Origin of the sequence: Pelagerythrobacter marinus, from assembly GCF_034375205.1 — a bacterium.
In the GTDB taxonomy this organism is placed as follows: Bacteria; Pseudomonadota; Alphaproteobacteria; order Sphingomonadales; family Sphingomonadaceae; genus Pelagerythrobacter; species Pelagerythrobacter marinus.
This window is the reverse complement of sequence record NZ_CP139719.1, coordinates 2,731,727-2,748,696: the sequence shown is the minus strand read 5'-3', so window position 1 is coordinate 2,748,696 and position 16,970 is coordinate 2,731,727. Positions and strand designations below refer to the sequence as shown.

Below are 16,970 nucleotides of genomic sequence, written 5' to 3'. Positions count from 1 at the left end.
CGAACAGGAGCCGGCAGGGAAAGACGGGACAGGGAAGGCCGGGAAGCCAGGGCCGGGAAGCCAGGGCCGGGAAGCCAGGGGGCAAGCCATGACGGGTAACGCGACGGGCGGTGACGCGACGGGCGGCGCGGGGCCGCTGCGATCGATCTGCATCGTCGGCGGGGGCACGGCGGGCTGGTCCGCCGCGGCCCTGCTGGCCCGGGTGCTGCGCGGCAGCGGCTGCCGGATAACGCTGGTCGAATCCTCGGCCATTCCCACGGTCGGGGTGGGCGAGGCGACGATCCCGCCGATCTTCGATTTCCTGCACAATATCGGCGCGGACGAGGTGGAATTCATCCGCCGCTGCCAGGCGACGTTCAAGCTGGGCATCCGCTTTCGCGACTGGCTGCACCGCGGGCACGAATACTGGCACCCGTTCGGCAGCCTGGGCGTGACGATCAACCGGCGCCCCTTCCACCATTTTTACTGCCGCACCCTTGCCGAAGGGCACGGCGAAACGCTGGCCGACCTGTGCCCCGCCGCCGCGCTGGCCGAGGACGGCAAGTTCGCCTTCCCTTCGCCCGACGGGCAGTGGCCGGGCGGCGCCGTCGCCTATGCGCTGCATTTCGACGCCGGGCTGGTCGCGGCCTTCCTGCGCGACCATGCCGAGCGCGCGGGGGTCGAGCGGCTCGACCGGCGGATCGTCGGCGCGCGGCGCGGCGAAGGGGAGACGATCGCGGCGATCGCGTTCGACGACGGCACGGCGCTGTCGGCGGATTTCTACATCGATTGCTCGGGCTTTCGCGGCCTGCTGATCGAGGAAACGCTCGGCGCCGGGTTCGAGGACTGGAGGCACTGGCTGCCCTGCGACCGGGCGATCGCCGCGCCCACCGCGGCGCAGGCCCGGCGCGCGCCGCACACGCTGGCCACCGCGCGAAGCGCGGGCTGGCAATGGTGCATTCCGCTGCAGCACCGCACCGGCAACGGCCTCGTCTATGCCAGCGACTTCATCGACGATGCCGATGCGGAGGCGGAACTGCTGGCCGGGCTGGACGGCGAGCCGCTGGCGCAGCCGCGCGTGCTGCGCTTCACCGCCGGTCTGCGCCGGCGCGCCTGGGTCGGCAACTGCCTTGCGATCGGGCTCGCGGCGGGCTTCCTCGAACCGCTCGAATCGACCAGCATCCACCTGATCCACACCGGGCTCAACCGGCTGCTGGACCTGTTCCCCGATCGCGGTTTCGACCCCGCGCTGCGGGCTGCCTACAACCGCGACGTCCACCGCGAATACGCGCATATCCGCGATTTCCTGCTGCTGCACTATGCCCCCAACCGGCGCGAGGGCGAGCCGTTCTGGGACCACATGCGCGGCCTCGCCCTGCCCGATACGCTGGCCGAGAAGATCGAGCTGTTCGAACGGACCGGGCGGATCGCCGCGCGCCAGCGCGAGCTGTTCGCCGACATCAACTGGTTCTACGTCATGCACGGCATGGGGCTGGTGCCGGCGGCGATCGACCCGCTGGCCGGGGCCGTGCCCGCAGCCGAAGTGCGCGAGGTGATCGGGCAGTTGCGCGGCGCGATGCAGGCCTTCCGCCGCGCGGCGCCGACCCACGATGCAATCCTGGCACGCTTGCTCGACCCGGCGGAAACGCGGCGGCCGGCGTTCGGCGTGGGGGCCGGCTGGGCCGGGCGCTGATCGGGCGCTGACCGGGCGCTGATCGGGCGGGGGGACCGCCGGGGTGCGGGCGGGCCGGGCGCGCGCCGATCAGGCCGCGGGCGGCGGGGCGACGGTGAGGCGTTCGACCAGGCTGTGCGTGTGGACCACGGTGGGGCCGGGATCTTCGCCCGCCAGTTCGCGCAGCAGCATGTCGGCCGCTGTATGGGCCATCTCGACGACCGGCTGGCGCACCGTGGTCAGCCGCGGCCAGACCACGCGCGCGATTTCCGAATCGTCGAACCCGGCCACGCTCAGGTCTGCCGGCACGTCGAACCCCAGCTCGCGCGCAGCCGACATCGCGCCCACGGCCATGTCGTCGTTCTGCGCCAGGATCGCGGTCGGGCGCAGCTTGCGCGAGAGGATGCGCCTCGTCGCCTCGTAGCCCGATTCGAAGCTGAAATCCCCGGTTTCGACCAGTTCGGGCAGGTAGGCGACCCCCGCGTCCTCGAACGCGGCGCGATAGGCGGCCAGCCGCTGTTCGCTGACCGGGTGGGCCGGGTCGCCCTTGATGATCGCGATCCGCCGGTGGCCCTGGCCGATCACGTGTTCGGCGATCTCGCGCCCGGCGGCGATGTCGTCCATCGTCGTCGACAGGCCCACGCCTTCGCGCGATTGCGGGGTGATGCGGGCGAAGGGCACGCGCGCCTGGAGCAGCCCGTCGAGCACCTCGGGATGGTCGGCCGCGGGCGGGGCCAGGATCACCCCGTCGAGCGCGGCGGAGCGGATCGTGGCGACAACGTCCTGCGGGTGGTCGCCGACCGATTCGACCGGCAGCACGATCAGGCGGTAGCGTTCGCCGTGCAGCCGCTCCAGCGCGCCGCGCTGCAGCTCGACCACGTAGCTCGGGCTGGGTTTTTCATAGACCAGCCCGATCAGGTAGGATTGCCGGCGCACAAGCCCCTGAGCCATGACATTGGGGTGGTAATTCAGCGTTTCCGCCGCGCGCAGCACCTTCTTGCGCAGCGCCGGCGTGATGTGCGGTTCGTTGTTGAACACGCGCGAGACGCTCTTGGGCGACACTTGCGCCAGCTTGGCGACATCGACGATCGTCGAACGCTTCTTTCCGCGGGCCATCGACGGTTTCGTGGCGCAGTTGTCTCACGCTGTCAACGCGCGGGGCGGGGGCCGGGGCCGATGGTTGGGCCGATGGTTGGGCCGATGGTTGGGGCGGTGGCCGGGCGGCAGGCGCGCGGCGTCACGGGGCGGCGGGGGGAATCCCGTCGGGCAGCAGGAACAGCGGCAGGATGCGGGTGACGAGATCGCGCATCGCGCGCTCGTCCTGGTCGAGCATCTCGCGCAAGTGGGGGCCGATCACCGCGTCGCCGAACGCGCTGACCGCCATCATCAGCACGGCGGCGCGCACGCGGGCATCGGCATTGTCGTCGTTCGCCTGGCCCATGATCGCCTCGACCAGGGCGCGGACCGCGTCGCGCACCGGGGCGAGCTGCTCGACGTCGCCCGACAGGATGATCCAGGCGGCCAGCTGCCCGGCGCCGCCCCGGTCGAAGGCGTCGAACACCTTGTCCGTCACCGTGCGCGGGGCGGCCGCGTCGGTCTTGAGCAGCTCGACCACGTTGTCGAGCGCATCGGTGAGATCGCGGATCATCTTGCCCATCAGCGAGGACTGCAGGCTCGCGGCGGAGCCGAAATGGTGCAGGACATTGGCGTGCGACATGCCGATCGCCGCGCCGACATTGGCCACGGTGACGGCCGACGGCCCGCGATCGAGCAGCAGCCTTCGCGCCGCGACGAGGGCCTCCTCGCGCACTTCGTCGCCCATGCGCTTGCGCCGCCGGACCCGCGGAACTTTCGGGTCTGCCATCTGCCCCTCCATGACCAGCCGGCCAAATCCGGCCTAGATGCCTGATAGCACATACAGAAGTGCCCGCGCGCGTCACCCCCTGTCTGCGTCTTGCAGGCCTCGCCTTTACATTTACATCAATGTCAATTAAATGGGGCTTCGAAGACAAGGAGGTTTGCAAATGGCCTGTTCACGAACACCCGACGACCTGGCGATCCGCAAGCGCAACTGGAAATTCGGCCGGGGCGAGGCGCAACGGCGCTGGTGGCACGGGGGCGACCCCGGGCGCACGGCGTTCTTCAACGCCCTGTCCTCGACCTTCCCGGTGGGGGAGAAGTTCTTCATGACCGCGGTGCGCCACTATCGCGACGACGCCCCGCCGGCGCTGCGCGAACAGATCGACGATTTCATCTACCAGGAATCGATGCACACGCGCGAACACGTGTTCTTCAACAAGCAGGCACGCGAGGCGGGGTTCGACATCGCCCCGGCGGAAGACCGCGCGGCGCGCACGATCGCCTGGGCCAGGCGGCGCCCGCCGATGATGCAGCTGGCCGCGACCTGCGCGCTGGAGCACTTCACCGCCACGCTCGCCAACGCGGTCCTGTCCGACCCGGCGCACCTCGAAGGCGCCGACCCGGAGGCGCAGCGCATGTGGCGCTGGCACGCGATCGAGGAAATCGAGCACAAGGCGGTCGCATACGACACCTGGCTCCACGCCTCGCGCCATCTGCCGCGCTGGCGGCGCTGGCTGCGGCGATCCTTCGCGATGGGGGCGGCCACCGTCCGCTTCCACTATGTCGTCTTCGCCAATACGGCCGGCCTCCTGGCGCAGGACGGGCGCAACGACTGGCGGACCTGGGCCCGGCTGCTGCGCTATCTCTACGGGCGCGGCGGGGCCATGCGCCTGCTGGTATCGGGCGCGGTGGGATACATGCGCCCCGGCTTCCACCCGTGGCAGCACGACGACCGCGCGCTGGTCGCCCGCGCGCTCGAGACGCTCGCTCCGCCCGCAGACGGAAAGGCGCCCGCATGAAACGCCTCGTTGCGATTGCCGCGCTGCTCGCCGCCGCTGTCCCGGCCGCGGCCAGCGCGAGCCCGATCACCGGCCTGTGGGCCACGGGCAGCGAGGGCGGCAAAGTCGAGATCTACCGCTGCGGCGAGGCGCTGTGCGGCCGGATCGTCGATGCCCGCCGCCTGCGCGCGAACCCCGACTTGCGCGACGTGCGCAATGCCGACCGCTCGCTGCGAAACCGCCGGCTGAAGGGTCTGGTCGTCCTGCGCGATTTCCGCGGCGGCCCGCGCGAGTGGAAGGGCGGCCCGGTCTACGACCCGGAATCGGGCGACGGCGCGGCCACCGGCTACCTGACGCTGCGGGCCGACGGCAAGCTGGAGGTCAAGGGCTGCAAGGCCGCGATCTTCTGCCGCACCAAGACCTGGACCCGCCTGCGCTGAGCGCCCCCGCCGCGCGCTGGGGGTGGCGATGCCGGTCAGCTCTCGCGGCGATAGAGGGTCACGCCCTCCGGCCCGCCGAAGGCATAGGACAGGCGGCAGAAGACATAGGCTTTCTCGACCGCGCCGAGCGAGAACGAGGCCGAATTGGGCACGTCGAGCTTCCAGTTGCCGGAGCGCCGCAGCGCCCCGGGCAGGACGAGCGCCACGTGGCCGGGCGACCCGGTGCTGACGGCGATCACCGCCGCCCCCTCGCCTGCCGCCTCGCTCGCCCGGCGCAGCGCGGCCTGGCTGGCCGCGGGGCCGAGGCTGCGCCAGCGCGACTGCGGCGCGGCCACCTTCGCCGCGATCTCGTTGGCGGTCAGCCAGCCGCCCGTGGGGCGGACGAAGTCGTCCACCCCGAATTCCTCCTGCAGCACCTTGCCGACGAAGTAGTTGCACGCCGCCCGATCGGCGAGCGGTCCGTCGACCGGGTGGTCGGGGCACGAAAGGTATGCGCCGAGCCGCGTATAGAGCGCGCGCTGCGCCGGGGTATCGAGCCAGGCCTGCGGATCGCCGTCCATGCACGAAGACGCCGCGGCCAGGGCCGGCTGCCCGGCCAGCACGAGCGCGGCCAGCGCGGTGCCGGCGCGCCGCCGGTGCATCACGGCCGGCGACCCAGCGTGACCCACCGGCTGGAAACCGCCGTCTGCATGGGGGTCGATGCGGGCACGTCGATATAGCGGACATTGATGTGATCGCCCGGTTCGCGGGCGGCCAGCAGCTTCTCGATGTCGGAAATGCTGCTGACGGTCTGCCCGTCGAAATCGACGACCCACATGCCCGGCTGGAAGCCCGCCTTGTGCAGCGGCCCCTGCGGCTCGATGCACGACAGCACGGTAACCTGGCGCGGCTGCGGCGGCATGTAGGGGCGGAAGATCGGCACCGTCATGTTGCCGGCTTCGCACAGCCCCATCGCGGCCTTCCACTCGCGGCCCGCCTCGATTGCCACGGGCACCGTCGTTTCGCGCTGGACCGTCTGCGTGCGGTAATCCAGCCATTCCTTGTGCTGTTCGATTTCCGCGGTGGTGTTGACCACCCGCCGAAAATTGTCGGTGCGCTGGTGGCTGCTGTTGGAAAAGCGCATGCCGTGGGCGATGAAGCCGGCATAATCCTGCGCGGACAGCGCGGCGGCCGCCTTGTCGATATCGACTTCGGCCATTTCATCGTCGTTGGCGATGGCGGTCGCATAGTCGCGATGCAGCTTGGCCAGGTCGTCCTTGCCCGATGCCTGCGCCTGTTCGGCCGCCTTCATGTGCCGGTCGAACAACTGCTGCTTGCTGAGCGCGGGGAAGAACGCGGCCTCGAAACTGTCGAGCATGTCGTCGGTCGCGTCGTAGGTCACGACGCGGGTGCCTTCCATCTGCTCGACGTTGGCATTGGACGTGAAGTTCTCTTCCAGCGAGGTCTTCAGCCGCGACCGCCGGCTGCCGAAGCCGAGAACCTGCCAGCCCGACGAAGTCCGCTTGGTCTTGGCGCGGCGCGTTTCCTCCACGAACTGGCGCAGGACCTGGCGGACGTCGTAGCGCCCCTCCACCACCGAGGTTTTCGCATCGAGGAAGCGATAGCCGACGTTGACCTCGAAATCGCCGGCCGCGATCTTGTTCTGCTGGTAGAGCGTGGGCGCGGTCACCGTCAGCGAGGGCATCGAATTGCCGAAATTGACCAGCGAGCCGGAATAATCGCGCATGGCGATCACTTCGCCGTCAACCAGCAGTTGCACCCGCACTTCGTTGAGGGTCGCCGCGTACGGCTGATACCCTTCGTAGGCCTTCGCGTATTGCCCGAGCTTGTCGTAGAACGGCTTGTACTGCTGATAGGCCTGGAACACCAGGTTGCCCACCGCCGGGTTTCCGGCCAGCGGCGGGTGCACGAAGGGCCTGTCGGGGCCGGCCAGCCAGTGCGTGGCCCACCGGTTCAGCGATTCCCCCTTCAGCGCCGCCGCGATCCCGGCGCGTTCGCGCGCATCGGGCATCGAGGCATCGTACCGGATCGGCACCGATATCGAGGCGGCCGTCCTGTCCGAATACTGGCTGGGCGTGAACGGGATGCCCCGCTCGTCGTAAAAGGTCAGCGACTCGGGATCGACCGACATGACCGGCAGGAGCCAGAGCCGCGGCGAAACACCGGTCGCCGCCGGCTGCGCGAAGCCCGCGGCGCGATATTCCTCCAGCTCTCCGCTCGCATCGGGAACGAAGAACTCGCTAACCATAAAGTATTGGGAATTAGGCTGGATTCTTTCCTGGGCAACGACCGGCGTCGCCAGCGATACAGCCATGACGGTCGCCAGCGACCGAAGTGCACGATATGTCATGATCCGTTCCCCCCAAACGCATCGAGGCAACTTGATTACGCCTGTCGGGGCCCGGGTGCAAGTTACGCAAATTTGCGGAACGGCCTGCGAAGAGCTGCTGCGACACGTTGTCAGGAGGAACTGCAGCGCCGACCTGCCGCGCGCCGCCCGCGGCTAGCGTCGGGCGCAGTCCCGGGGTTGCCACTGGTAGGCCTCGACCGTCTCGCCGCGGGGGAGGTAGGTGATCTCGAACCGGCGGCCGTCGCGCTCGACCTGGAGGGTCAGCGTCGCTTCCTGGTCGCCCTGGAGCGAATCCTGCGGGAAGCGGTTCACGATCCGGTCGCCGTTTCGCAGCCCGGCCCGCGCGGCCTGCGAGCCGGGCTTGAGGCCGGTGACCACGCGCTCCTCTGCAACGAGGACGGCGGGGTCGAAGCCCAGGTCGAAACGGCGCAGCGGCCGCGTGACGCGCGTGAAGCAGGGGCCGAATGCGTCGGGGGAGGGGAGGACTGTGTCCCCGGCCAGCATCGCCTCCAGCCCGGCCAGGCCGTCGTCGCCCAGTTCGGCGTGCAGCAGCCGTTCGAACAGCGCCCGGTCCATCGGCCGGCCCGCGCGCCGCTCGGCCAGCATCGCGCGCACGAGGTCGTCGAGGCTGCGCGCCCCGCCCGACGCCGCGCGAATATCCTCGTCGAGGGCGGCGAAATAGAGCGATCCGCGGTCGTAGGGCAGGACGCGGATGCGCGTGTCGCGCCAGAACCCGGCCGGGACCTGTTCGTTCGGCGTCGCGATCAGGGCATTGGTGTAATAACGGCCCGCGGTCGCGTTCAGGTCAGCCAGGAAGGCCTCGTCGTCGATCAGGCCCGCCCGCCACGGCAACATCCGCTGGTAATGCACGGCCAGGCCCTCGCTGAACCAGGATGATGCCAGGCCGCCCGCCCCGTCGCCCCCGTCGCTGAGCGACCGAACCCAGGCGTGGAGCATCTCGTGCGCCAGCAGGCCCTTCAGCTCGTCGGCCGGGGTATGTTCGTCGAAGGTGAAGGCGAAGCTGTCGGTCAGGCCGATCCCGCTGCCCGGGTTGACCGCGTTGGTCCGGCCGAAGACCCCGAACGTCGCCGGCCTGTGGCGGAAGAAGCGGCCGTAGAAGGCGTGGAGATCGGCCGCCCATTGCATCAGTTCGTGCCCCGGGAAGCCGAGCGCCCCCTGCCAGGCGGCGAAGAACCCGTCCGACCGGAAGAGCTCGGGCCGGCCGGCCATGTAGTAGGTGGAGGCGAGATCGCCCGCCGACAGCGCGCGTTCGGAACGCGCATCGCCGACCCCGAGGCTGGAGATGCCGAGCGCCCCCGCGGGCAGGGCGGACAGGTCCCAGGCCACGCGCACGTCGCGCCGCACGTCGTCTTCGGGCAGGACGACGAAGGCCGTCCCCGCCCCGGAAAAGCCCGTCGGCCCGGTCCGCAACTCGTATTGCGGCAGTGCCATGAACGGCCGGTCGGGATCGATCGCGAGGGCATAACGGATCGTCAGCGGCCCTTCGGGCGGCCGCTCCGCGTGCCAGCGCCGGATCGCGTTCGCCGGATCGGGCCGCTCGTCCTCGACCGTCGCGGCCAGCGGCCCGCGCGCGTCGGTAAACGAAAGCTGCGCGATGTCCGCGGCGGACGTCACGACGGTGTTGAGCACCAGCGGGAGGCGGAAGGTCGCCGGCGCATCGGCCACCGTCGCGGTGACGCCGAGCGTCTCGATCGTCCCGTCGCCGTCGCGGTCGCCGGGCGCCAGCAGCAGGTCGAAGCGGGGCGGCGATCCCTCCCGCGCTGCCCGGGGTGCTTCCTGCGGCGCTTCCCGGGCCGCGACCGGGGCGGCGAAGGCGAGCGCGGCGAGGACTGCCCCGGCGAGGGGCGCGGTGGCGGCGATGGCGGCGGCTTGGCGGGCGAAAGTCATGCCCTGCAGCCTATCGCAAGCATGCGCGCATGGCCTATGCGAAGCCGCGCGCGCCGGGCGGCGAGGCGCATAAATGATGCATCGGCGCGCGCCGCTCAGAGCGCGGGCAGCGGGATGCGATGCGTGCACTTGAGTTCCGAGAGCGTCGCGGTCGAGCGCACGTCCTCCACCCCCGGCAGGCGGAGCAGCCGGCGGAAGGTGAAGTTCTGGTACCAGGCGATATTGGGCGCCAGCACTTTCAGGATCACGTCCATCTCGCCGAACAGGGTATAGGCCTCGGTCACCTCGTCGATGTCCTGCAGCGCGTTGACGAATCGCTCGCGCTGGTCGTCGGTGAGGCGCGAGACCTTGAGCTGGGCGAAGATATACATGCTCTCGCCGAACTTCTCGCGGTCGAGGATCGCCACCTGCCGCTTGACGTAGCCCTGGTCCTTCAGCCGCTGGATCCGGCGCCAGCAGGGCGATTGCGAAAGGCCGACGTGCTCGGCGATCGCGCTCGATGAATCGGCGGCGTCGATCTGGAGCCGGTCCAGGATCTTGAGGTCGAGGCGATCGAGATCGGCGGACATTTTATGCTCCATCGGGCAAGGGCGGCGAAAATCGATGCTCCCGACTAGGCTGCTTGGGGCGAAAAGACAAATCTGATCGCCCCGCCCCGGCTAGGGTGGCCGCGACCGGCGCGCGAACGAAAGGGGTGGACATGCGCAAATCCGAACTGGCGATCTTCGACGGCGACTACGTCCGCGCGCACCTGGACTACCGCGCCTGCATCGCCGTCGTGCGCGAGGCGATGATGGCGCTTTCGGACGGGCGCACGCGCCAGTTGCTGCGCACGATGTTCCACATGGGCGAAGGGCGCACGTTCGCCCAGATGCCCGGTGCCCTGGGCGACGACGACATGTTCGGGGCCAAGATGATCAGCGTCTTCCCCTCCCCCGGCGAGCCCGGAACGCGCCGCCACCGCGGGGTGATCGCGATGTTCGAACCGGACGAGGGGCGCCCCGTGTGCATCGTCGATGCCGAGGAAGTGACGCATATCCGCACCGCCGCGGCGACGGCCATGGCGACCGACGTTCTCGCCCGCCGCGACGCGCGGCGCCTGCTGATCATGGGCACCGGCGGCCAGGCGCGGACGCACCTGCGCGCCCTGCCGCTGGTCCGCGATTTCGAACGGATCGCGATCTGGGGCCGCAACCCGGACAAGGTGCGCGCGCTGGTGGAGGAGTTTTCCGGCGCGCTGCCCGTCAGGCCGGCCGGCGAGCTGCCGGCGGAAGTGGCCAGCGCCGACGTGGTCTGCACGCTGACCGGCGCGCGCGAGCCGATCCTGGCCGGCCGCTGGCTGCGCCCCGGGTGCCATGTCAACATCGTCGGCTCCAGCGGCCCGGGCCCGGTGGAAGTGGACAGCGAGCTGGTCGCCCGCGCCCGCTATGTCGCCGACAGCCGCGCCTCCGCGCTCGACGCCGCGGCCGAGTTCCTCGTCGCGCGCGACGAAGGGCTGGTGACCGACGACCATATCGTCGCCGAGATCGGCGAGATCCTGCTGGAACGGAAGCCCGGCCGCCGCTCGGACGAGGAAATCACCGCCTACAAGTCGCTCGGCCACGCGGTACAGGACCTTGCCGCCGCCGCCCATCTCTACCGGAGCTCCCGCCCATGATCCGCACCCGCCCGTTCCGCGCCGCCTTCGCCCTTGCCATGCTGGCCGGGGCGTCGAGCGCGGCGATCGCCGGCACCGAACGCTATGCCGTGGTGGCGAACGGGGAGAAAGTGGGCTTTCTCGTCGCCGAGACGGACGGGGGGCAGGTCTCGGTAACCTACGACGTCAAGAACAACGGGCGCGGCCCGACGATGCGCGAATCGATCGTGCTCGACGACCGCGGCCTGCCGCGGCGCTGGCACCTGGAAGGGACCTCGACCTTCCAGAACGCGATCGACGAACGCTTCGTGCGCGAGGGCGCGCGCGCGCGCTGGACCGATTCGACCGGCAGCGGCTCGGCCACGGTGGAAGGGGAGGCGATCTACGTCGCGCAGGAGGGCAGCCCCTGGGCGCTGGGGCTCTATGCCCGGGCCCTGCTGGCCGATGCGGACCGCGCGATCCCGGCCCTGCCCGGCGGAACGCTGACGCTGAGCGAAGGCGAACCTGTCGAGATCGGCGGCGTGCGCTATCGCGCGGTGTCGATCCACGGGATCGGTCTGTCGCCCGATACGGTCCTGCTGGACGACGACGGCGCGCTGTTCGCGCGCATTTCCCCCGGATCGGTGACCGTTCGCGAAGGCTTCGAGAACGAGGCCGAGGCGCTTTCCGCGCTCGCCGCGAGCCGCCAGGCCGAACGCTTCGCGCGCATCCAGGACAAGGTCGCGCATCGCTTCGACGCGCCGGTGCGCCTGCGCAACGTGCGGATCTTCGACCCCGAGGGCGGCACGCTGGGCGCGCCGGTCTCGCTCGTTTTCCATGGCGGGGAAATTGCCGCGGTCGAACCGCTCGACAGCCCCCCGACGCCGGGCGAAGTCGTGGTCGACGGGGCCGGTCGCACCGTCCTGCCCGGCCTGCACGACATGCATGCCCACGTCTCGCTGCAGTCGGCGCTGCTCTACATCGCAGCGGGTGTCACCTCGGTCCGCGACATGGGCAACGACAATGCCTTCCTGCTCGACCTGCAGGAACGGATCGCGCGCGGCGAAGTGGCCGGGCCGCGGATCGTGCGCAACGGGTTTCTCGAAGGGCGCAGCGAATATTCGTCGCGCAACGGCTTCATCGTCGACAGCGCGCAGGAAGCGCGCGCCGCCGTGCGCTGGTACGCCGCGCGCGGATACTGGCAGGTCAAGATCTACAACTCGATGAACCCCGACTGGGTCGGCGATATCGTGGACGAGGCGAAGAAGCACGGCCTGGGCGTGACCGGGCACGTCCCGGCCTTCACGGATGCCGATGCCATGATCGCCGCCGGCTACGACGAGCTGACCCATATCAACCAGCTCATGCTCGGCTGGGTGCTGGAACCGGGCGAGGACACGCGCACGATCCTGCGGCTGACCGCGATGAAGCGCACCGCCGGGCTGGACCTGTCGGCCCCGCGGGTGGCCGCGACGCTCGACGCGATGGCGGCGCGCGGGGTCGCGATCGATCCGACCGCGGTGACGCTGGAACTGCTGATGCTGAGCCGCGACGGCGCGATCAGCCCGGCGGTCGCCAGCTATTTCGACCACTTGCCGACCGCGCTGCAACGCCGCCGGCGGCAGGGGATCGCGCGGATCGAGAGCCCGGCCGACGAGGCGGCCTACCTCGGCGCGTTCGAAACGATCAAGCGCCTGCTGGCGCAGATGCACCGGCGCGGGATCGCGATCCTGCCCGGAACCGACGATGCCACCGGCCTTTCGGTCCACCGCGAGCTGCAGATCTATGGCGAGGCGGGCATCGCGCCGGCCGAGGTGCTGCACCTCGCGACGCTGGGGCCCGAGCAATACCTCGGCCGCGACCAGCGGCTCGGCTCGATCGCCCGGGGCAAGCTGGCGGACTTCATCCTGGTGGACGGCAACCCGCTGGAGGACCTCGCCGCGCTGCACCGCATCGCGATGGTGGTGAAGGGCGGCACGGTCTATTTCCCGGAAGAGATCTGGCGCGAAGTGGGCGTGCGCCCCTTTGCCGCGGCCCCCGCCGTGACGCTGCCGGACGCGGGACAGGGCGGCGATACCGCGCCCTGACCGGCGCCGGGTGCGATCGAAAACAGGCCTCGGCGGCGCCGGGGTGTGCGCGGGATCAGGGGCGCGCGGCGGCGGCGCGGCGCGCGTACCAGGCCGCGCCGACCAGTCCCCAGGCGAGCAGCAGGGCATAGGGGCGCCAGTCCGCCTCCAGCCCGGTGAAGACGAGCGCGCCGGCGCAGATCGCGCCCGCGTTGCCCAGCACGACGACGGTCTTGCGGCGCGGGCGGAACGCCGCCTTCGCGTGGATTTCGGGATGGCGGCGCGCGACCCGGGCGGCGACCAGGCAGATGCTGCCGTATTTCACCAGGTTGGGGATGTTGACCGCCAGGAACAGGAACGTCAGTTCCATCGGCAGGAGCAGGCCCGCGCAGCCGAGGCCGAAGACCGCCAGCAGCGCGACGTGGGGCACGTGCCAGCGCGGATGGACGCGCGCCAGCGCCCGCGGCAGCACCCCGTCGGCCCCCATGGCCATCAGGCTGCGGCTGAACAGGGTGAAGATCGCGTTGAGGCTGGTGCCGATGGCGACGATCGCCGCCAGCACGACCAGCGGGCGCGCGACCGGCCCCATGAACCGTTCGGCGGCCTCGAGGATCGGCGCTGCGCTGGCGGCCAGGGCATCGCTGCCCATGACGCCGACGGCGACGAAGGCGACCGCGAGGTAGAGGACCGTCGCCGAACCGATCGACAGCGCGATGCCCAGCGGGATGCTGCGCCGGCTCCGCCGGATCTCCGCGCCCGCCTCGGTCGCGGCCTCGATCCCGAAGAACAGGCCCATCAGCAGGGGCGCCGCCGCGAGCACGCCCGAGGCGCCCTGCGGGAAGGCCGGGGCCAGGCGGCCGGCCTCGACCGTGCCGGCCCCCCAGGCGACGAACACCGCGAAGAGCACGATCAGCAGGCCGATCATGATCGTCTGGCTGCGCGCGGCGGTGCGCACGCCGAAGAGATTGGCCAGCAGCGCGAGGACGAGGAAGCCGAACATCGCCGGCTTGGTCGGCAGCGGCACGATCATCGAGATATAGCGGGTCAGGACCAGCGCGAGCACGACCATCGCGCCCATGTTGGCCACGATCCGCATCCAGGCGATGAAGAAACCCAGCGCCGGGTGGAGGAACCGCGCGGGCCAGACGAACGACGCGCCCGAAACCGGCAGGGCCGAGCCGAGGAAGGCGTAGCTGACCGCGATCAGGTACATCGGCAGGGCCGCCACCAGGACCGAGAGCAGCATTCCCGGCCCGGCGAGCCCGGCGGCCGGCGAAACGGCCGAGAAGATCGACACGCCGACCGCCGTGCCGAGGCCCAGCGACACCACGCCCCACAGGCCGATGCCCTGGCGCAGGTCCGCTTCGCCGCCGTCGCTCACGCGCAGGGATCCGCGGCGATGAAGGCGCGCATGTCGGCCAGGAAGGCCTCGCGCGCGGCGGCGTCGGAATAGAACATGTGGCCCGCGCCGTATTCTTCCGCGCGGTAGCGCGCGGCCGGGAGCGAGCTCTGCGCGAACAGGTAGTCGGCCGCGCCGATCGTGGTCGTCAGGTCGAACACCCCGGTGCCGACGAAGAGCCGCAGGCAGCGATCGGCCGCGGCCGCGCGCTCGACCGTTTCCATGAACGGCCAGTCGGAAAACGGCGAATCGGTCCCGCCATAGCGCCAGGTGCCCCCGGGCCGCGCGATGACCTTGTAATCCGCGCCCCGCGCGCCGGGCAGCAGGGCGTCGAGATAGGCGGGCATCGCCCGGCGATAGAGGTCGGACACGGCCGAGAAGGCATCGGGCCCGACGACCGGCCCCGCGTCGGCCGGCCGGGGTGCGAGGTAGCGCGCGTCGTAGCGGCCGACGACCTTCCCCTGCGCGCGCAGCAGCTCGACCCGGAACCGTTCCTTGGAAATCCGCAGGTCGTGGGCGAGGTAGAAGGCGGCGGGAATCCCGCTCAGCTCCTCCAGCCGGGCGGCGATCCGCCGGCGTTCCGCCGCGGGCAGCGCGGCTCCGGCGAAGAGCGCCGGGAGATAGTCCTCGTGCGCGAAGCGCGCCGCCTCTTCGGCGATCGCGCCGGGGGTGCAGGGCTGCGCGGCCTTGCCGTGATAGCAGGCGATCGCCGCCAGCGAGGGCAGCGAGACGACGTAGCTGATGATGTTGTCGGGCCGCTGCGAGGTCTCGATCATGTTCAGCGCCTGGCCCAGCAGCACGACGCCCCGGATCGACGGCGCGCCTTCCAGTGCGGCGAAGGCGTCGAGCATCGCGACCGCGCGGATCGTGCCGTAGCTTTCGCCCAGGATATAGACCGACGCATCGCGCCGCCCGTTGGCCGCGAGCCAGGCATCGACCGCCTGGGCCACCGCGCGCGCATCGCCGGCCACGCTGTTGTAATACTGCGCGTCGGCGCCGTCGCGCGTGGAAAAGCCGGTGCCCGGCGGGTCGAGGAAGACGATATCGGCCAGGTCGAGCAGGGCGTTCGCGTTCGGCGCCAGCGGCGCGTGCGCGGGCAGGGGAGCGGCCGGGTCCTGCGGCACGTCGAGCCGCGCCGGGCCGAGCACGCCGAGGTGGAGGAAGGTCGAGGATGCGCCCGGCCCGCCGTTGAAGGCGAAGATCACCGGCCGGCCCGAGCCTTCGCGGGCGGTATAGGCGATGTAGCCGACGCTCGCGTCCGGCGCGCGGTCCTCGCGAACAGCGGGGCCGTCGCCGGGAACCGGGCCTTCGCTCGAACCGGTCGCTTGGCTCGACACGGGAATCGTGTCGGCCGCGACCGAAATGCCCGGCGGCAGGGGCGGGGCGGGCGAGCGCGGCGCGTGCGCGGCCGCAGGCGCCGGCATCAGCGCCGCGGCGCAGGCGAGCAGGGCCGCACCCCGGCGGGCGATCGTGCGTCGTCTCATGATATCATCCCGGTCTCGCCGGCACGGGTGCGGGCGTCGCGATAGCTGTGCATGGCCCCGGTCATGATTTCCAGCCCCAGCTCGAGCCGGGCGGCGTCGATCCCGAAGCCGATGCGGACATGGCCCGGCGCCCCGAAATAGGCCCCGGGGGCGACGATCACGCCGCGTTCGTCGGCCAGCCAGTCGGCGAAGTCGCGGGTATCCTCGATACCCACCAGCCGGGGGAAGGCGATGCAGCCGTGGGGCGGCAATTCGCCTTCGACCAAACCTTCGTCCAGCCAGCGCGCGTGATAGGCATCGATGAACGGGCGGGCGCGGTCGACGATCGCGGCCGTGCGCTCGCGATAGGGGGCCGGGTTTTCCAGGATGCGCGCGGCGACCGCGTGCGAGAGCTTGGAAATGGCGAACTCGACCTCGCGGTTGAGCGTACGGATCGGCTCCATCACTTCGGCGTCGGCCACGATCCAGCCGCACCGCAGGGTTGAAAGGCCGTAGATCTTGGTCAGGCTGTTGATCGAGATGACGCGCGGGGAGATGCCCAGCGTCACCGCCGGCTTCACCGCCTCGCCGGCATAGGGGGCATAGACTTCGTCGACGATGACGTAGATCCCGTGCCGGTCGGCGATCGCGCCCAGTTCGCGCAGCGTTTCCTCGGGCACCATGAAGCCCGACGGGTTGTGCAGGTTCGACAGGACGACCAGCCGCGTCGCGGGCGTCAGCGCGCGTTCCACCGCCGCCGGGTCGATCGTGAAGCGCGGGCCGGTGCGCGCGAAGCTGTCGGCCTCGAACCCGCAGGCCCGGGCCAGCAGGCCGAACAGGTCGAAGCCGGGGCTTTCGACCAGCAGCCGATCGCCCGGGCGCAGCAGCGCGCGATAGACCAGCGAGAGCGCGCCGGTCGCCCCGGTGGTCGTCAGCACCTGTTCGCGCGCCACGCCGTATTCGCGCGCGAGCATCGCGATGACGTGCGGATTGCCGCTGGCGAAGGCGCTTTCGTAATGCGGGGTGATCGATTCGCCGAAGCTGTCGCCGACGAGCTTCGACAGCAGGTCGAGCGGTTCGGAGACCGAGCTTTCGAACAGGCTGACGAGATCGTCCCGCTGCGGCTGCATGCGGGCGAAGACCTGGCGGACCCAGTGCGAATAGGAAGCCGGCGCGGGGATGCCATGGGGGCGGGACGTCATCGGTTTCTCTCTTGCCCG

14 protein-coding genes are annotated in these 16,970 nt (G+C 70.7%); 5 read left to right on the top strand and 9 right to left on the bottom strand.

All coding sequences use genetic code 11. From position 1 onward, the window contains the following. The first annotated feature begins 88 nt into the window (after nt 1–88). On the top strand, nt 89–1,672 hold the full coding sequence (locus T8T98_RS13440) for a tryptophan halogenase family protein (RefSeq protein ID WP_251104810.1): 1,584 nt from the start codon (nt 89–91) through the stop codon (nt 1,670–1,672). Between the two features lie 69 nt (nt 1,673–1,741). Here the strand turns inward: T8T98_RS13440 and T8T98_RS13435 are convergent, their stop codons facing one another. Together T8T98_RS13435 and T8T98_RS13430 are read right to left on the bottom strand one after the other, a co-directional pair. Further along, the gene (locus T8T98_RS13435; protein WP_160734120.1) at nt 1,742–2,767 is read right to left on the bottom strand and encodes a LacI family DNA-binding transcriptional regulator; all 1,026 of its coding nucleotides are present in this window, start codon (nt 2,765–2,767) and stop codon (nt 1,742–1,744) included. A gap of 121 nt (nt 2,768–2,888) precedes the next feature. Then, nucleotides 2,889–3,515, bottom strand: coding sequence for a TetR/AcrR family transcriptional regulator (locus T8T98_RS13430; RefSeq protein ID WP_202389093.1), 627 nt, complete (start codon nt 3,513–3,515; stop codon nt 2,889–2,891). 160 nt (nt 3,516–3,675) lie between these two features. Here T8T98_RS13430 and T8T98_RS13425 point away from each other — a divergent pair, with 160 nt between their 5' ends. Together T8T98_RS13425 and T8T98_RS13420 are read left to right on the top strand one after the other, a co-directional pair. Beyond that, the gene (locus T8T98_RS13425) at nt 3,676–4,530 is read left to right on the top strand and encodes a metal-dependent hydrolase (protein ID WP_251104811.1); all 855 of its coding nucleotides are present in this window, start codon (nt 3,676–3,678) and stop codon (nt 4,528–4,530) included. After that, on the top strand, nt 4,527–4,949 hold the full coding sequence (locus T8T98_RS13420) for a DUF2147 domain-containing protein (protein ID WP_251104812.1): 423 nt from the start codon (nt 4,527–4,529) through the stop codon (nt 4,947–4,949). Before T8T98_RS13425 ends, T8T98_RS13420 begins: the two co-directional genes overlap by 4 nt. Nucleotides 4,950–4,984: 35 nt before the next feature. Here the strand turns inward: T8T98_RS13420 and T8T98_RS13415 are convergent, their stop codons facing one another. The 4 genes from T8T98_RS13415 to T8T98_RS13400 form a co-directional block, all read right to left on the bottom strand. Next, on the bottom strand, nt 4,985–5,590 hold the full coding sequence (locus T8T98_RS13415; protein WP_251104813.1) for a hypothetical protein: 606 nt from the start codon (nt 5,588–5,590) through the stop codon (nt 4,985–4,987). Next, nucleotides 5,590–7,263, bottom strand: a complete 1,674-nt coding sequence (locus T8T98_RS13410; RefSeq protein ID WP_322295697.1) for a PDZ domain-containing protein — start codon at nt 7,261–7,263, stop codon at nt 5,590–5,592. The genes T8T98_RS13415 and T8T98_RS13410 overlap by 1 nt, the downstream gene beginning before the upstream one ends. A gap of 189 nt (nt 7,264–7,452) precedes the next feature. Next, a complete protein-coding gene (locus T8T98_RS13405) occupies nt 7,453–9,207 on the bottom strand; it encodes a M61 metallopeptidase family protein (protein ID WP_251104815.1) in 1,755 nt (584 codons plus the stop codon). Nucleotides 9,208–9,302: 95 nt separating this feature from the next. Then, nucleotides 9,303–9,776 (bottom strand): Lrp/AsnC family transcriptional regulator, encoded by a 474-nt coding sequence (locus tag T8T98_RS13400; RefSeq protein WP_160734113.1) that lies wholly within the window; start codon nt 9,774–9,776, stop codon nt 9,303–9,305. 131 nt (nt 9,777–9,907) lie between these two features. Between T8T98_RS13400 and T8T98_RS13395 the strand changes: the two genes are divergently transcribed. Both T8T98_RS13395 and T8T98_RS13390 read left to right on the top strand, forming a co-directional pair. Then, on the top strand, nt 9,908–10,864 hold the full coding sequence (locus T8T98_RS13395; protein WP_251104816.1) for an ornithine cyclodeaminase family protein: 957 nt from the start codon (nt 9,908–9,910) through the stop codon (nt 10,862–10,864). Beyond that, on the top strand, nt 10,861–12,909 hold the full coding sequence (locus T8T98_RS13390; RefSeq protein WP_251104817.1) for an amidohydrolase family protein: 2,049 nt from the start codon (nt 10,861–10,863) through the stop codon (nt 12,907–12,909). The genes T8T98_RS13395 and T8T98_RS13390 overlap by 4 nt, the downstream gene beginning before the upstream one ends. Nucleotides 12,910–12,964: 55 nt before the next feature. On the opposite strand, the gene T8T98_RS13385 is transcribed toward T8T98_RS13390, so the two are convergent. From T8T98_RS13385 to T8T98_RS13375, 3 genes are read right to left on the bottom strand one after another with little or no spacing between them, the layout of a single operon-like run. Then, on the bottom strand, nt 12,965–14,269 hold the full coding sequence (locus T8T98_RS13385; protein WP_251104818.1) for an APC family permease: 1,305 nt from the start codon (nt 14,267–14,269) through the stop codon (nt 12,965–12,967). Next, nucleotides 14,266–15,771, bottom strand: a complete 1,506-nt coding sequence (locus T8T98_RS13380) for a S10 family serine carboxypeptidase-like protein (protein WP_251104819.1) — start codon at nt 15,769–15,771, stop codon at nt 14,266–14,268. Before T8T98_RS13380 ends, T8T98_RS13385 begins: the two co-directional genes overlap by 4 nt. Beyond that, nucleotides 15,768–16,952 carry a pyridoxal phosphate-dependent aminotransferase gene (locus T8T98_RS13375; RefSeq protein ID WP_160734109.1) on the bottom strand — a complete coding sequence of 395 codons (1,185 nt, stop codon included), beginning with the start codon at nt 16,950–16,952 and terminating at the stop codon, nt 15,768–15,770. Before T8T98_RS13375 ends, T8T98_RS13380 begins: the two co-directional genes overlap by 4 nt. Nucleotides 16,953–16,970 lie beyond the last annotated feature (18 nt).

Bases quoted from the DNA above. Each gene is read 5' to 3' on its own strand.
- T8T98_RS13440 (WP_251104810.1), top strand. From the start codon at position 89: ATGACGGGTAACGCGACGGGCGGTGACGCGACGGGCGGCGCGGGGCCG.
- T8T98_RS13435 (WP_160734120.1), bottom strand. From the start codon at position 2,767: ATGGCCCGCGGAAAGAAGCGTTCGACGATCGTCGATGTCGCCAAGCTG.
- T8T98_RS13430 (WP_202389093.1), bottom strand. From the start codon at position 3,515: ATGGCAGACCCGAAAGTTCCGCGGGTCCGGCGGCGCAAGCGCATGGGC.
- T8T98_RS13425 (WP_251104811.1), top strand. From the start codon at position 3,676: ATGGCCTGTTCACGAACACCCGACGACCTGGCGATCCGCAAGCGCAAC.
- T8T98_RS13420 (WP_251104812.1), top strand. From the start codon at position 4,527: ATGAAACGCCTCGTTGCGATTGCCGCGCTGCTCGCCGCCGCTGTCCCG.
- T8T98_RS13415 (WP_251104813.1), bottom strand. From the start codon at position 5,590: ATGCACCGGCGGCGCGCCGGCACCGCGCTGGCCGCGCTCGTGCTGGCC.
- T8T98_RS13410 (WP_322295697.1), bottom strand. From the start codon at position 7,263: ATGGCTGTATCGCTGGCGACGCCGGTCGTTGCCCAGGAAAGAATCCAG.
- T8T98_RS13405 (WP_251104815.1), bottom strand. From the start codon at position 9,207: ATGACTTTCGCCCGCCAAGCCGCCGCCATCGCCGCCACCGCGCCCCTC.
- T8T98_RS13400 (WP_160734113.1), bottom strand. From the start codon at position 9,776: ATGTCCGCCGATCTCGATCGCCTCGACCTCAAGATCCTGGACCGGCTC.
- T8T98_RS13395 (WP_251104816.1), top strand. From the start codon at position 9,908: ATGCGCAAATCCGAACTGGCGATCTTCGACGGCGACTACGTCCGCGCG.
- T8T98_RS13390 (WP_251104817.1), top strand. From the start codon at position 10,861: ATGATCCGCACCCGCCCGTTCCGCGCCGCCTTCGCCCTTGCCATGCTG.
- T8T98_RS13380 (WP_251104819.1), bottom strand. From the start codon at position 15,771: ATGAGACGACGCACGATCGCCCGCCGGGGTGCGGCCCTGCTCGCCTGC.
- T8T98_RS13375 (WP_160734109.1), bottom strand. From the start codon at position 16,952: ATGACGTCCCGCCCCCATGGCATCCCCGCGCCGGCTTCCTATTCGCAC.